The sequence below is a fragment of the Ignavibacteria bacterium genome (genome assembly GCA_025612375.1).
Taxonomy (GTDB): domain Bacteria; phylum Bacteroidota; class Ignavibacteria; order Ignavibacteriales; family SURF-24; genus JAAXKN01.
Genome location: JAAXKN010000018.1, coordinates 16790 through 32925 on the forward strand (window position 1 = coordinate 16790; position 16136 = coordinate 32925).

At 45.9% G+C, this 16136-nt stretch carries 7 protein-coding genes; all 7 read right to left on the minus strand.

Features of this window, described 5'->3' with window-relative positions; genetic code table 11:
- Positions 1-6: 6 nt before the first annotated feature.
- The 7 genes from HF312_12065 to HF312_12095 all read right to left on the minus strand — a co-directional run bounded on the left by HF312_12065 (position 7) and on the right by HF312_12095 (position 16096).
- Positions 7-1122, minus strand: coding sequence for a T9SS type A sorting domain-containing protein (locus tag HF312_12065; protein MCU7520944.1), 1116 nt, complete (start codon positions 1120-1122; stop codon positions 7-9).
- 228 nt (positions 1123-1350) lie between these two features.
- Positions 1351-1644, minus strand: a complete 294-nt coding sequence (locus HF312_12070; GenBank protein ID MCU7520945.1) for an addiction module toxin RelE — start codon at positions 1642-1644, stop codon at positions 1351-1353.
- A 64-nt stretch (positions 1645-1708) separates the two neighbouring features.
- Positions 1709-2497 carry a 4'-phosphopantetheinyl transferase superfamily protein gene (locus HF312_12075; GenBank protein MCU7520946.1) on the minus strand — a complete coding sequence of 263 codons (789 nt, stop codon included), beginning with the start codon at positions 2495-2497 and terminating at the stop codon, positions 1709-1711.
- Positions 2498-2603: 106 nt separating this feature from the next.
- Positions 2604-2840: an MbtH family protein gene (locus HF312_12080; protein MCU7520947.1), complete on the minus strand. Its 237-nt coding sequence runs from the start codon at positions 2838-2840 to the stop codon at positions 2604-2606.
- A gap of 70 nt (positions 2841-2910) precedes the next feature.
- Positions 2911-4206 (minus strand): MFS transporter, encoded by a 1296-nt coding sequence (locus tag HF312_12085; protein MCU7520948.1) that lies wholly within the window; start codon positions 4204-4206, stop codon positions 2911-2913.
- Between the two features lie 37 nt (positions 4207-4243).
- Positions 4244-8206 (minus strand): amino acid adenylation domain-containing protein, encoded by a 3963-nt coding sequence (locus tag HF312_12090; GenBank protein MCU7520949.1) that lies wholly within the window; start codon positions 8204-8206, stop codon positions 4244-4246.
- A 3-nt stretch (positions 8207-8209) separates the two neighbouring features.
- Positions 8210-16096, minus strand: a complete 7887-nt coding sequence (locus HF312_12095; protein ID MCU7520950.1) for an amino acid adenylation domain-containing protein — start codon at positions 16094-16096, stop codon at positions 8210-8212.
- Between the last annotated feature and the right edge of the window lie 40 nt (positions 16097-16136).

Below are 16136 nucleotides of genomic sequence, written 5' to 3' on the forward strand. Positions count from 1 at the left end.
ATTTAATCATTTGATGAGAGCCATTTTGCGGACGGCGCTGAAATTTCCAGCTTTCATGTGCAGGAAATAGATTCCGCCGGGCAGAAGACTCCCGTTAAAGCTGATTTTGTAGGAGCCCGGTTTTTCAGTTTTGCTTACAAGCCGGGAGATTTCCTTGCCCAGGGCGTCATAAACTTTTATATCCACAAAAGTCTCTTCAGGCAGTGAATATTCCAGTATTGTTTCCGGGTTAAAAGGGTTTGGGTAGTTAGGGCTCAAAGAAAAATTATTTACTACAGGGACTTTTCCCTGTACGTCAGTAGCCCTGCTCTGCGTCCAGACAATTTCCCCTGTTCTCAATATTCCGCCGGGAGGAGGCGTAAGGTCCGGCGCAGCGATGTTTACCATATCACCATTTTTCCCCTGGAAAACGTATTCCATAACCCTTCTTCTTGACTGCTGGCCGTACTGTGAGTTAAGGTAGCCGTCGATATCCCTTTTAATTCTTATAGCCTCCACGCTATAGCCGCCCGGCATCTTCATTACTCCGTAGGCATCAACCGTGGTATTAACCGTTGAGCTGCCGGTGCTATAAGTACTAATTCCGCCGGCCTTGCTCACGGTGCTGTCGGAATAATTCTGCGTCCAGGTTTGTCCATATGCAGCAGGCAGTTTCATCAGGATATAGGCAGGTTTGTTGTACGTAGTGCTGTTAACTTCAAGTCCCATTACCTTTCCCCTGCCGCCGTTACCCAGTGTGCCAAGGTCATCCCCCAGAAGGTTATAGACCCAGACGTCGGGGAAAAAGTCTTCAGAATTACTATCCTCACCCAGAGAGGTAACATAAAACACGAGGTTAGAGTTGGGGAAATTGCTCAAGAAAGGAGTTGAAGCCGGGTTTTGGACAGTTAAAGTAGTACTGACTAAATTTGATTCCAGGAATGAAAAGTCCCAGGAATTTCCTCCCCCGGTTTTACCGATGTTAACGTCCACGGTTTTAGTATACATGTAGCTGGTAATAACCTTACCCGTGGAGTAATACCTGGCGAGGTCATCCTTTGTAATTGTCACCTGTGAGTAGTTTGAGGAACAGGCGAAAACAACAGTCAGCAGAACAAGGCATAAAAGCAGGTTTCTTTTCATAAAGCATCCTCACATATATTTATTATTACGAATCAGATCAAATCAAAAAGCATAAGGACGCAGCTCCGGGCCACATAAACAATGTGTAATATTGTAATCACATAAAAAGGAATTGTCAAATTTAAATCAGGTTAATTTTAAATTCCCATTTTTAACTTTACTCTTCTCCCGGGCTGCTTTTGTGAGGGATGCCAAAGCCGGTTTTGCACCGGCTTTTATTTTACAGAATCACTTACTTTCTATTGCATCAATCAGCTCATCTTTTGTCATTTTGCTGCGGCCGCGTATATTCATTTTTTTTGCCCTGTTATAGAGTTCATCTCTTGTGCGGCTGTGCAGGCTGTGGCGCGGGTTGCCAGTACCCTCCGTTTTTTTATTCGGGGTGCGCCCTTCGATGCGTCTAGACTTGTTGACAGTCCGCGCAGCTATTTCCTCAGCCCGTTTTTCTTTTGTTCCCCGTTTTTCCTGACTTTCCTTTATGTGCTTATATTTTCTTTCATCTTTACTGCTCCAGGACGGCATATGAACCTCCTATTCTTTTCTATGTATTAATATGTTAACAATATATTTAATACATTTAGTCCGATTATTGCAATCTAATAAATGACGGACAAAGTAAAGATGAGTTGTTAGTGATTTCACCAGACCATTTAAGCTGTATTATTTCTCCGGGATTTCCTTTAACAGCAAGAGCGGCGCAGTAATCCCGCGGGACATTCAGATTAAACAATTTCCATTTTCCCGCCTCTTCCGGTGCGTCATGGTCGCGAAGTAATTCCGGAGGATCACCCGGGCAGAGGGATACGTCAAAGGAGTCGAGCGGGATTGAAAGCCCCATTCCTTTTGCCTTAATATAGGCCTCCTTGCGTGTCCAGCAGTTAAAAAAAGCGATCCTCCTTAATTCATCGGGCAGAACGGAAAGGGCAAGCATTTCATTTTTTGAGAAAAAGCGTTCTGCAATCTCCATTTCAGCGAAGTCAGGGCGAATGAGTTCTATGTCGATTCCGAGCTCATAATTCCAGGCAAATGCAAAGAGCAGTATCCCGTTTGAATGAGAAACATTAAACTTCAAAGTCTTTTCCCCCTTTAAGAAAGGTTTACCGTACTCGTTAAAAAGAAGGTTTACCCTTTCAGGAGAGGTATTTAAGTAGCGGGCAATAAGAACTCTAAGCACCCCGCGGGAGATTATAAAGTTCTCGCGGTCCTTTGCGAAATAGTACCCGCATGCCCTTTTAATTTCCTGATCTGTAAGGACATTCTGAAGTCCCGAAGGCAAGGCAGAACCGGCAAAGACATGCCATACATGGATCTCATTTTCCTTTAAGAGACATTTATTTCTGCCTGAGAGGAGGTCATGTCCGGGCATAGTTCTCATAATTCCTTTCGTAGGAGCACAATTTTGCATCCTCTGCTAAAGCCTTCCATAAAGCGGCGCAACCCAAACGGGACACGCCGCCAAATGATAGGCGTTACATTTGATTTCAGTTGTCAGCTGTTTTTTTAGACTGCGCCTCTTCCATTTTTTTCCTCAGGCTTAAGGGGCGCATATCTGTCCATACTTCCTTGATATAGGACAGGCATTCAGGCTTCGGGCCCACCTTGCCCACGTCTTTCCAGCCGAGTGGATTTTCCCTGTCAGCCGGCCATATTGAATACTGTTCCTCATGGTTTACGACCACCTTATAAACAGTGGTATCTTCCTTCTCGTCCTCTCTCATATTGCCCTCACTATTTTTTGTGAATAATAATTAAATAAGTGTTAAGTGTTAATTATTGAAAATAAGGATTCTATTTAACTGTGCTTTCTATTTCACTCCCAATTTTAATTTCATCCGGCTCATTGTCGTTGGCAAGGAAGTTCCGGATATCGCGGCTGAACAAAGACGTAAGGGCCATTAGGAACATTATTATTCCGCAGCTGACATAAATGAGCTGGATGTTCTTGCCAGTATAGTCAAAAATAAAGCCCGAAAGGCCCATGCTAAGCGGGATCATAGCCCCGCCAAGAGAGGAAATGAATCCGAAAACTCTTCCCCTTAAAGAGCTAGGAGAGGTCAGCTGCAGAGCCGTAATCATGTACACCCCCACAAACCCGTTCAGTGTTCCTGCGATAACTGCCAGCACGAGGGCCGTGGAAGTTGAACTTATGAGTCCCAGAAATCCAAAGCCCGAGGATTCTACCAGAAAGAAAGAAAGGACGGTAAAGGACCTGAGTTTTCCTTTGAGTTTAATCAAGCCGGCAAGTATATAGCCGAACATGGATCCGACGCCGTACATTGCAAGCAGGAAGCCGTACCAGTCGGAAGTAGCCTTCAGGAAGTCCTCCACATAAAATGGGAGCAGTACTATTACAGGCACCGTCATAAAGTTGATAAAAGTAAACAGCAATACCATTTTTTTCAGGCCGCGGTTATTCCACACGTATCTGAAGCCTTCAATTACGTCGCTCTTAAAGTGTGCCAACTGGTCTTTCCAGTTCTTCCCTTTTTCAGGAATTTTCTGTGGTATCTCAATAAATATTTCGCAAACAGCAGCGAATAGGAAAGAAACCGCGTTAAACAAGATCAGCAATGGGGCTCCCAGCATTCTGAAGAGGACCCCGCCTATACCCTGCCCCAGGAAAGTCATAACCTGTTCTGAAGCCTGGTCGAGTGAATTGGCCCCTGTAATCTTATCCCTTGGTACAAGGTCCGGAACCGCGGCGCTGATAGCAGGCTGGAAGAAAGAATTAATAATGGATATAAGAAGAGAAATTGCAAAGAATGAGGCCAGCACCAGGTCCGACTGATCGGGTTTGAAATAAAGCACAGCGGCTAAGATAAGGACGCCGATGCCGTTTAAGGCATCGCAGAATATGAGGATTTTCCTGCGGGAATACCTGTCCGCAACGGCCCCGCCCACTGAAGAAAGCAGTATAGCCGGGATACTGGAGACCATCCCGATGAGGCCGATCAGGCTGGCGGAATCTGTCAAATGCTTAATCCAAAATATTGCAGCGATATTGAACACCTGATTGCCCAGGAGGCTTATCGATTGACCCTGCATGAGCAATATAAAATTCTTATTTAATAATTTTTTCGGCATTACTTTTTACTCCTTGTACTTTCATCTGATTGAACATTCAGGGCATCGGTTCACTCAGGCGTTCATAGTCCCGGTTTTCCCTGAGGTTTCTGATTAAAGAATTAAGTTTACCAGCCAGCGTTCTGACCTCCGGGGGCTGCATCATGCTGATATGGCTGCCCGGGACGTCAATAACATTAACGGGTTTGGAGGAATACTTTCCCCAGCCCATATCGGGCGCCAGTGAGGGATCGGCTCTGCTTTCCTCCGAGCGGAAAAAGGTGATCTGGCCGGGATATGTTTTTATCTTATAGCTGCGCCACGCCAGCTGATTAGTTTTAAGAATTTGTATATAAAAAGAGAATTCAGGCAGCCTTATGAAAAAAGGTATTATGCCATTTTTTTTAGCCAGCTTAAATACGTATGCAAAACGCTCCTGCTCGTCCATTTGTCTTAAAAAGTCAGGATCCACCTGGAAATGTTTTTGGAACATAACGGCCAGCTGTTCCGCGCTGTCTCCGGGCTCTTCATAAGGGATAGTTGGACCGCAGTCAAGCAAAGCCAGCATGTTTACCTGAGCCCCGAGCGCCATGAGCTGGCAGGCGACTTCAAAGGCCGGGATTACGCCAAAGGACCAGCCCCCGATGTAATAAGGGCCGCGCGGCTGCCTCTGAAGAATATCTCCGACGTATCTGGAAGCCATAACTTCAATTGAATCATCAAGTTTGTTCTTACCGTCTATGCCGATGGCCTGTATGCCAAAGAAAGGGATCTCAGTATCTATTTGTTTTGCCAGGTCAGAGTACCAGTGGACGCTTCCTCCTGAAGGATGCACAAAGAAAAGGGGTTCCATGGAGCCGTTTTTTTTCATATCGATGATAAGAGATTGCTTCCTCTCGTCATCAAGCCTCAGGAAAGGAGCCAGGCTCTCAATTGCCGGGTTCTGATAGATGGTAACAAGAGGGATAGTTCTATGGAGTCTTTCCTGTATGAGATCCATCAGTCTTATTGCCAGTAGTGAATGCCCACCCAGCTCAAAGAAGCTGTCCTTTATTCCTACCGGATGAACGTCCAGGATTTCCTCATAAAGCCTGACGAGGCTGCACTCCCAGGTATCATTTGGAGCAACATAGGTCAGTTTTTTATCTGTCAGTTCACCCTCAGGCTCAGGGAGTGCCTTCTGGTCAATTTTCCCGCTACCGTTAAGAGGGAATTCCTTAAGAAAAGTAAACCTGGAGGGCGTCATATAGTCTGGCAGAACAAGAGAGCAGGATTTTTTTAATTCCGGGATGTCAAGTTCCGCCTCTTCATCCGGGATAATATATGCTACAATTTTCCTATCCTGAGAATTATTTCCTCTGGCCAGGACAACCGCGTCACACACCCCGGGGAAGCTGCGTATTACAGATTCAATCTCACCCAATTCAACCCTGAAGCCCCTGATTTTCACCTGCTGGTCAATTCTGTCTATGTACTCAATGTTCCCTTCAGGCAGCAGTCTTACAAGGTCGCCGGTCCTATAAATCCGCTCGCCCGGGCAACAGGCATACGGATTTGGAATAAATTTTTCAGCCGTAAGGCCCGGCATATTCAGATAACCGCGCGCCAGGCCGGGACCTCCGATATATAATTCTCCGACGCAGCCCGCAGGCACGAGCCGGTATTCATCATCAAGAATAAAGAGCTTTGTATTTATTAAAGCGCTGCCTATTGGAACCGACGGGTGATAGTTTTTGGAGCCGTCAATGCTGTACATTGTTACGCCGACTGAAGTTTCTGTAGGGCCGTAAGCATTGAAGAATTTTCTTCCGGAGGAAAATCTTTGTGCCATGTCATTAGTTAATATTTCCCCTGCCGAAATTATGGTTCTCAGCCCGGGAATCTTGTTCTCATCCAGTAAAGACAGGATTGAAGGAGTAGCGACCATATAGGTAATTGAATTTTCGCGAATGAACTCCTCGGTTTTTCTGTTATCGAGCAAAGTCTCCCTTTCAGGTATGTATAAAGCGGCGCCTGAGGTGAGGACCGGGAAGATATCTGCAACCGAGCCGTCAAAGCTAAGAGAGAAGAACTGCAATCCCCTTTCATTAGAATTCATGCCGGGAGGGATTGAAAAACCTTTAACGAAGTTGCTGGCGCCGGAATGGCTAATGAGCACTCCCTTTGGTTTGCCGGTGGAGCCGGAAGTATAAATAACGTAGGCAAGGTTGTCAGGAGTACAAGTCTCATTGGGATTATGGCTGCTTTCGCGGGCAATTGTCCCCCATTCCTGATCGATAAGAATCAGCTTCTGATGGTTCTTAAGAAGTTTTTCCCCGTTGTCACTTTGGGTAACAATAACATTAAGCCCGGCATCCTTAATAATAAATTCTATTCTTTCAGATGGTGAGTTAGGATCAAAAGGAACATAGGCGGCTCCTGCTTTCATAACCGCAAGAATTGCAATTATCATTTCTTCTGAGCGGCTGGCAAGCACCCCGACCAGGGAGTCTCTTTTAACACCAAGGCTTATCAGGTAATGAGCCAGCTTATTAGCTTTTTTATTAAGTTCCGAGTAGGAAAGTTTTTTCCCGTTGAACACGATGGCGGTGTTGGAAGGAGTTTTTTCAGCCTGGAGTTCAAAGAGTCTGTGGAGGCAATGTGTTTCATCTCCGGCAGGATTCAGAGAATATCTCAGGATTTCCTGTTTTTCCCTTTCGCAAAGGATTTCCACATCTGAAAGCCTGCCATCTGAAAATTTAACAAAAGAGCCGATTATGGTTTTAAGGTTCTCCAGCATATTCCGGGCAATAGCAGGTTTAATGCTTTCTTCGTCAGCAATCAGGCGGAACTCCAGAGTATTGCTCAAAAGAGCAACAAGGACAAGGGGGAAATTTGTTTTTTCCGCCGCCAGAACGTTACTGATCCGGATCCCTTTTACTTCGGCATTTTTAAGTGCATCCACGGGGAAATTTTCAAAAACCAGCAGTGTATCAAACAGGGGCAGAGAATTCGGGATACCGGTATACTTCTGGATTTGGCTTAAGGGAGTGTATTCATACTGTCTCATTTCCAGCTGGTGAATCTGCAGTTCACTTAACCACCCGGCAATCTTCTTTTCCGGGAGGATACCGGTTCTTACCGGCAGAGTATTTATTAATAAACCGATAATTGTTTCTGCACCCGGTAAATCCACGGGCCTGCCTGAAACAGCGGCACCAAAGACAACGTCCTTCTGCCGGGTATATATACTCAGCAGAATTGCCCAGGCACCCTGGACAATAGTATTCATGGTCAGATGGTTTGCAGATGCAAATTCCTGAAGATGATTCATTAACTCTTCCGGCAGGCTGTCTTTTATGTCCAGGAAGACGTTTTCATTTTTGTTTTCGTTATGATTATTTGAGATAAGTGAAGGGGCTTCCAGGTCTTTAAGTGCATTACGCCAGAAATTTTCGGCTTCATTAAGGTTTTGTTTTTTCAGCCAGACAATATAGTCCCTGTAAGTTGTAACGGGTTTATATGAATACTGCCTGCCATTTGAGAGTGCCTCGTATATAAGCATCACCTCGCGGAAGAGCAAAGGCATTGACCACCCGTCCAAGAGTATGTGGTGGTAAGTCCAGATAAAATAATAAGAGTCCTTTCCAGCACGGGCAAGAGTAAACCTGAGTAACGGGGCTCTGGAAAGGTCAAAGCCTTTCATCTGCTCAGCGAGGCAGTAATTTTGAAATTCAATTTCCCTTTTATTGTCAGTCAAAGGCTCCCAGTCAACAATTTCAAAAGGGACTTCAACTTTTCTAAAAACAATCTGCAGGGGTTCCTTCAAGCCTTTACTCAGGAATGAGGTTCTGAGAACGGCATGTTCATCCATGAGATGCTGCCAGGCCAGGCGGAAGGCCGGGACGTCAAGATTGCCCGTAATGAGGCAGCTCAGCTGTTCGACATACATTCCCGACTCAGGGGTAAGGAGGCTATGGAACATCATTCCCTGCTGCATTGGTGAAAGCGGATAGATATCTTCAACTTCTTTGTTATTCATATTCTATTCCTTCATGCGGTTTATCACCGAGAGTATATCATCGACTTCCTGAGTGTTCCAGCCTAAATCAGAATAATCTTTGGCTCTGAGATCTATCTTCTGTGATCTCACCAGATTTACTATTGCCCTAATCTCTTCCAGATAAGCGTTTGCAAGAAGAAGCATTGTATTTTCCTTATATATTTTACTGTTGTAGGTCCATTCCAGGTTAAGCCTGCCGTTTACCACAGCAGCAGTAATTTCAATAAGGTAGGAGCGTTTATTATGCGGGCTTCTTTCTTCTCCCTTAGTGGGCTGCGCCGGGAGGATTGAAGACTCGGCAGAAGTCCTGTCATCAAATTGCCCCAGGTAGTTAAAGGCAATTTCAGGCTTTGGGAGCCTCTGCATCTCTGAAATGAGAGATTTATCCTTTGAGAGGTATTTAAGCATTCCGAAGCCGATGCCGTTATTCGGGATGGCATTCATCTGCTCTTTCACCTTTTCAACTGACTCCTTCAGGCTCTCAGAATTCCCGAGCTCAAGGTAGACAGGATAGATACTGGTAAACCATCCTATAGTGCGGGAGACATCCAGGTCCGGGAACAAATCCACCCTTCCGTGGCTTTCAAGTTCAATTAAGAGGCCGGTTTTTCCCGTTTTACTATTGAATGCCCTTACGAGGGCTGTCAGCAATGGGTGCATAATTTCCGCATTCAGCACTTTAGGCAATTCCTTAAGCAAAGTTCCTGTATCCTCTGCTTCAAGGGAGTTGCGGAGGGTTCCGGCTGTTTGTTCAAGGTTCCCGTCATTGGACTTATAGTCGGCTGGAATTGCAGACGCCTCAGAATTCTTCAGTTTTTGCCAGAAATCGAATTCTGCAGCAACTTCAGGCGTTTGTGCATACTCATTTAGTCTCTTTGACCAATCCATAAAGGAACTGGTCTTAAGGGGCAGTCTGATCTTTTTTAGCTGAGAGGCCTCTGTGTACGCAGTCTGGAAGTCATCCAGCAATATTCTCCATGAAACGGCGTCAATTAAAAGGTGGTGTACGGCAATGAATAAATAATTCTTCCTGTTTTTCCCCGTGTCAAAGTACGCCATTTTCAAAGGTTCACTGCTGATATCGAGGCTTGCCTGAAATTCAGACGAGAGTTTTTCAATCTGGCGGGGCAGCTCTTCCTCAGGCTGAGCCGAAAGATCCACTCTTATAAGAGGTGCAATTTTGTCAATTCCCCTGTTAAACTGCTCCCACGTTTCTTCATTTTTATTAAAACATATTCTTAAAGCGTCGTGGTGAATTAAAATTTCTTTCAGCACCGTTTCCAGCAGAGTGATGTCCAGAGTATGTTCCACTTCAAAGAGCAATGACTGGTTATAATGATGGATATTATACAGCGACTGTTCAAAGAACCAGTGCTGCACCGGAGAAAGCGGGATCTGGCCCGATACAATTCCCTGCGGGGCTTTTATGACGCGGCCGCCATTTGCAGCAAGGGCAAGGCTTTTAACAGTAGGGTTCTGGAAAATGTCCCTTGGTGTCAGGCGGAAGCCCGCCTGGTTAGCCCTTGAGACGAGCTGGATTGAGATAATTGAATCCCCGCCAAGCTCAAAAAAGTTGTCTGTTATACCGACCTTGTCGACATTCAGTACGCTCTGCCAGATACCTGCCATAAGGAGTTCGGCTTCTGTTACGGGAGCAATATAGCCTTCAGTTATTTCTGCACGTTCAAGCCTGGGTTCAGGAAGTTTTTTCCTGTCAATTTTCCCGTTTACGGTAAGCGGGAACTGTTCAATGAACATAAATACTGAAGGCACCATATAAGAAGGGACTTTTTTCTCAAGGTATTCCCTAATTTCTTTTGTTTCGGGGATGTGTTCATTTCGCGGGATGCAGTAGGCTACAAGTTTTTCTTCAGTAGTATGTTTTAAGACAAGTGCCTCTTTTACCGCTGAATGCTGCATTAAGGCAGCCTCAATTTCACCGGGCTCAATTCTGTATCCGTGCAGTTTCAGCTGTTCGTCAAGTCTGCCGAGGAATTCAATGCTGCCGTTTCTTAAGAGCTTTACCTTGTCACCTGTCTTATAGAGCCTCATGCCCGGTGCAGAGGAAAAGGGATCGGGTATGAACTTTTCTGCCGTAAGGTCAGGTCTTTCCAGGTAGCCTCTGGAAAGTCCAAGTCCGCCGATATATAGTTCTGCCGGAGTATTCACCGGGGCAATATTCATGTTTTCATCCAGGAGGCATACATAAACGCCCGGTATTACCCTGCCGATGGGGACAGAGCCTTCGGTCTTTAGTCCAGAAGCTTCATAGACGATGCAGCCGACTGCAGCCTCAGTAGGCCCATACTCGTTATAGATCAGAGTTTCAGGGTATTTATCCTGGTAGTAAGATATTTGTTTTCGGGTAAGGTTCTCCCCTCCCACTACAAAAGCCTTTAGGCGTAAAGAGGCATTTCCGTCATTATTGGCTTCTGCATTTTTCAGCTGTTCCTGAAGAACGTCCATATGTGCAGGTGTAAGCTTAAGTGTACCAACTGTTCCACTTTCAAAGAGCTCCTGCCCCAGGCGGTAGATATCCGTGCCGTCAGGGATTATTTTAACCGGGCTGCCTGAAAGAAGCGCAGGATATATGGAGGTAACAGCAGCGTCAAAAGATATGCTCAGGTGGAATACCGATCCGGTTTCTTCATTAAGAGGATATGTGGAAATGCACCAGGAGAGGTAATTCATAAGGTTCCTGTGTGTAATCATGGTACCCTTGGGCCTGCCCGTTGAACCAGAGGTATAGATTATGTATGCCAGGTTGTCTTCAAGAGGCCTGTTGAGCGCCGGGTTCAAGGCGCTTTCTTTTTCAATTTCATCCCACAGGGTGTCTATAAGTATGGTTTCTACTACATCGCCGCTGAACTTTGAAGCCAGTTCTTTTTCTGTTATAAGGAGTTTTAATTTTGAATCCTGTACTATATAGTCCAGTCTTTCCAAGGGATAATTCATATCGAGGGGGATATAGCATCCGCCGGACTTCAGTACGGCAAGGAGGCTTATAATGAGTTCAGGGGATTTCTTAAGTGCAATACCCACTGCAGTCTCCGGGCCCGCGCCTTTTTTCATGAGGTAGTGGGCAAGCTTATTGCTTCGGCTGTTCAGTTCGCCATATGTCATTGCGCGCCCCATGAAAATGAGCGCCGGACTATTCATTTTTAACGATGCAGTTGTTTCAAAGGCTTCATGGACCAACTGGCTGAGGCTGACATTTGCGGAGTGACCTTCAGCTAATTTTTCAGTAACCGCAATTTCCTCCTCACGGCTTAAAAGAGGTATATCTGAAATTGCCAGATCGTTATTTATCAGCACGCATTCAATTATAGACTTATAGTGCCGGAAGAACATTTCAATTGTCTCTTTTTCAAAGAGGTCCGTGTTGTATTCAAAAGCCATGGAAATGCTCTCGTCCGACTTTTCAGCGATAAAAAGAGTGAGGTCAAATTCTGAAGTATTTAATTTAATTTCATGCGGAATAATTCTTATGCCGGGTGCAAGTTCATAATCTGTTAAAGGCATATTCTGCATTGCAAACATGACCTGGAACAGGGGTGAATGGCTGAGTGTCCTTTCGGGCTGAAGAGCATCAACGAGCATTTCAAATGGGAGCTCCTGGTATGTAAAGGCCTCGAGGGATGATTCTGTTGTTTCTTTTAAGAGATCAAGGAACTTCATATTCCTGCTAATTCTGCATCTTAAGACGAGTGTATTGACAAAAAATCCAATGAGAGCCTCAAGTTCCTCTTTACTCCTATTTGCTACGGGTGTGCCGATTACGATGTCCATTTGCCCACTCAGCCTGTAGAGCAGCACCTGGAAGCATGAGAGCATGGTCATAAACAGTGTCACACCACTTTGCCTGTTGAAGTCTCTTAGGGCTTTTACCAGTTCAGGATTTAGGTCCAGACTTATGTAGTCTCCCCTGTATGTCTGAATTGGGGGTCTCGGGTGGTCAAATGGGAGTTCAAGTGAAAGCGGGATGCCTGAGAGCTTATCTTTCCAGTATGAAAGCTGACGCTCAAGGTTTTCACCCCTTAAGTACTCCCTCTGCCAGAAGGCATAATCTGTGTACTGAATATTAAGCTCAGGAAGAGAGGGTTTAGTGTTTAATAACAGCGCATTATACATAAGTGCAATTTCCCTCAGCATTATGCCCGAAGACCACTCATCTGTAATGATGTGGTGGAGTATCACTTTAATAATATAATCTTCTTCTGAAACTTTCAGGAGCGTGGTTCTGAACAACGGAGCCTCGGTAAGCGGGATATATCTTTGTGCTTCACGAAGAGATATGTTCTCAATTATTTTATCCTGTTCTTCTGAAGGATATATAGACAGGTCTGTAAAGCCGATCATAATTTTCAGTTCAGGCGATATTACTGCCGAAGGCTTACCGTCTACTGTTAAAAACGAAGTTCTCAGAATTTCATGGCGCCTTACAACTTCGTTCAGGCTTTCTTCAAGAATATACTTATCCAGTTTTCCCTTTATTCTGTAAGTTTCAGGCATATTATAAAAAGAATTGCCCGGCTCAAGCTGATCCAAGAACCAGAGTCTTTCCTGGGCAAAGGACAGAGGTATTAAGGCCTCACGCGGGGCAGGAAGAACAGGACGGCTTATGAGACCATTTTTCTTCATTTCTTCTTTTTCTACTATCTGCCCCATTCGGGCTACAGTAGGATTTTCAAAAATGCTGCGCAAGGGAATTTCAATGTTAAAGGCAGTTCTTATTCTTGAGATCACCTGTGTAGCCAGAAGCGAGTGGCCCCCGAGCTCAAAAAAGTTATCGTTTATGCCGATCTTAGGGACTTTCAGGACGCCGGACCATATAGAGGCAATCACCCCCTCGGCTACAGATCGCGGCGCCACGTAATTTGATTCCATTTCCTTCATAATTTCATTTACGTCGGGAGCGGGCAAGGCGCGCCTGTCGACTTTCCCGTTCGGAGTCACGGGCAATTTCTCCAATGTGACAAAAGCCGAAGGGATCATGTATTCAGGAAGACGGTCCGCCAGGAAGTGCTTCAGTTCAGGCGCCGGGATAGGATTGCCGTCGCGTGTTACGATGTATGCAACTATTTTTTTATCCCCCGGAGTGTCCTCTCTTGCAATTACAACAGAGTCCCTGACGCTATCAAATTCCGAGACTGCGGTTTCAATTTCTCCAAGTTCAACTCTCAGTCCCCTGAGCTTAATCTGGTTATCCATTCTACCCAGGAACTCGACGTTACCGTCAGGGAGGAATCTTGCCATGTCGCCCGTTTTATAAAGCCTTTGTCCCGGAATTTTTGAAAACGGATCAGGGATAAACTTCTCCGCAGTTACGTCCGGGCGTTTAAGGTATCCTCTTGCCAGTCCTTTTCCCCCCACATAAAGCTCCCCTGTAAGTCCCGGTGCCAGGGGCTCAAGATTCCGATCGAGCACATAGAGAGTCATATTTGAAAACGGGCGTCCTATCGGGACCAGGCGGTCGTTAGGGATGTCGAGGTTTGTGCTTTCAAAATAGGAGCTGTCAATTGTAGCTTCTGTAAGGCCGAAGGAATTAATGAGCCGGGTATTTTCCCCGCAGTATTTTAGGAATTTCCTGTATTCACCCGCGTACCAGACGTCGGAGCCTGCAATCAAGAGGTGAAAGAAGTTCAGGTTATTGCCGCTAGTATCCAGGTACTGGATTAAATTCCTGAGGACCGCAGGGACGAATTCCGCAATGTTTACTCCCTCCTGCCTCATAAGGTTATAGAGTTTTTCGCCTTCGAGGAGTATTTCCCTGGGGGCAATTACAAGTTTTCCGCCCGAGCACAGGGCGCGTGTCCAGTCCCCTGCAAAGACGTCAAAAGAAAAGCTGGCCATCTGGAGGTGGGAGCGGGCGCGTGTAGTAAGTTCATAAGCCATTTCCCAGGACTGATATGCATTAATGAGACTTGCGTGCTGAATCATAGTCCCCTTGGGCCTGCCGGTAGAGCCGGAGGTATAGATGACGTAAGCCAGATTGTTTTTATCTGATGGACAGACCGGGTTCATTATGCTTTCACGTGATATCTCATCCCACTCAGTGTCGATCAGGATAACGCTTCCATCATACTCAGGCAGGATATTTCGTAAGTTACTTTGCGTAACAAGCGTCTTTACACCCGCATCCTCGAGCATAAAGCTCAGGCGGTCTACCGGGTATGAGGCATCCAGGGGGAGGTATGCCGCGCCTGACTTCAAGACCCCCAGGACACCAGTCATCATATCCAGTGAGCGCTCAAGCAGGATTCCAACTATGTCTTCAGGACCGACGCCCTGTCTTATGAGCCTGTGGGCAAACTGGTTTGACCTTTCATTCAGCTCTCTGTAGGACAATGAACTCCCCTCAAAAGTAAGTGCAGTCTCATCAGGACATAGTTCAGCCTGCTTTTCAAAGAGGCTTTGTATTACCTCATACTCTTCAAATTCCACTTCTGAATGATTCCACTCATAGAGCAGCATATTCCGTTCACTTTCATCCATCATACTGAGGCTACTGATGCTTTCTTCGGGCTTAAGGAGTATGTGGTTTATCAGGTTTTCATAGTGCCTCAGCATACGGCTTATTGTACTTTCATCAAAAAGGTCCGTATTGTATTCTATCGTGGCATCCAGCCCCTCATATGTCTCGGCCACAGTAAGCGTGATGTCAAATGTAGAGGTCCCCATATCAACGTCCAGCATCCTGAAGTCCAGGCCATGAAAGGGCTGTGAGTTCAAGGGGAGGTTCTGGAGTATGAACATGACCTGGAACATAGGCTGGTAGCTCATGTCACGCCCGGGCTGGAGCTTTTCGACCAGGAACTCAAATGGGAGGTCCTGGTTTTCATAGCCTTCCAGCGTCACTGTCCTTACTTTCTTAAGGTAGTCACGGAAGGACACAGCTTCATCTATTTCTGTTCTGATTACAATTGTGTTGATAAAAAGGCCTATTATCCCCTCAAGCTCCCTCCTTGTACGGTTTGCAATCGGTGTACCTACACTGATGTCGTGCTGAGAGGAGTACTTATAAAGCAGTATCTGGAAAGAGGCCATGAGCGTCATGAAAAGAGTGACCTTCTCTTTCCGGCACAGTTCCATTAAGCCATCCAGTGCAGACTGTGGAATTGTTCTGGACAAAGTTGCTCCGTTATTGGTCCAGACCGAAGGCCTCGGCCTGTCTGTTGGAAGCCTCAGGACCTGAGATGACCCCTCAAGCTTACGTTTCCAGTAGGAGAGCTCTTTTTCGAGCCTTTCTCCCTGCATGAACTCCTTCTGCCACATGGAGAAGTCGGCGTACTGAATGGTGAGCTCCGGCATGGGGGACGGGATCCCCAGGGAGAAAGCGTTGTAAAGCGTGGATATTTCCTGCACGAACAGGCCCATTGACCAGCCGTCCGAGATAATGTGGTGCATGACTACTATGACCACGTGATCCACAGGGCCTAATTCAAGAACCGTGACCTTAAGAAGCGGGTCTTTTAAGAGGTCGAAGGAGCACCTGGCTTTCTCCTTTAATATACGCTTAATTTCCAGTTCCTTTTCCTCTTCAGGCATCTTCTTAAGGTCCAGGACCAGGAAAGGGACATCCACACTTTTTGAGATCACCTGGACGGGCTTTCCCTCCAGGGATAGGAAGTTTGTCCTTAAGGCCTCGTGGCGTCTTACGATTTCACCCAGCACCTTCTTAAATACTGGTATGTCGAACTTCCCTTTTATCCTCATTGCCGAAGGTATGTTGTAGTACGGGCTTCCAGGCTCAAACTGATCCAGGAACCACAGCCTCTGCTGCGCGTAGGAAGCAGGGAAAACATAAACCTCCTCACTATTTCCAGGAGATTCTTCAGTATGCATATTGGTATCGGTATCATCAGTCATTCGGCCATCTCCTATTTCTTATTTTGCCAGGCTACATTCA

What these genes read in the sequence shown, in the direction of transcription:
- HF312_12065 (MCU7520944.1), bottom strand. Translation starts at nt 1,122, where the DNA reads ATGAAAAGAAACCTGCTTTTATGCCTTGTTCTGCTGACTGTTGTTTTC.
- HF312_12070 (MCU7520945.1), bottom strand. Translation starts at nt 1,644, where the DNA reads ATGCCGTCCTGGAGCAGTAAAGATGAAAGAAAATATAAGCACATAAAG.
- HF312_12075 (MCU7520946.1), bottom strand. Translation starts at nt 2,497, where the DNA reads ATGAGAACTATGCCCGGACATGACCTCCTCTCAGGCAGAAATAAATGT.
- HF312_12080 (MCU7520947.1), bottom strand. Translation starts at nt 2,840, where the DNA reads ATGAGAGAGGACGAGAAGGAAGATACCACTGTTTATAAGGTGGTCGTA.
- HF312_12085 (MCU7520948.1), bottom strand. Translation starts at nt 4,206, where the DNA reads ATGCCGAAAAAATTATTAAATAAGAATTTTATATTGCTCATGCAGGGT.
- HF312_12090 (MCU7520949.1), bottom strand. Translation starts at nt 8,206, where the DNA reads ATGAATAACAAAGAAGTTGAAGATATCTATCCGCTTTCACCAATGCAG.
- HF312_12095 (MCU7520950.1), bottom strand. Translation starts at nt 16,096, where the DNA reads ATGACTGATGATACCGATACCAATATGCATACTGAAGAATCTCCTGGA.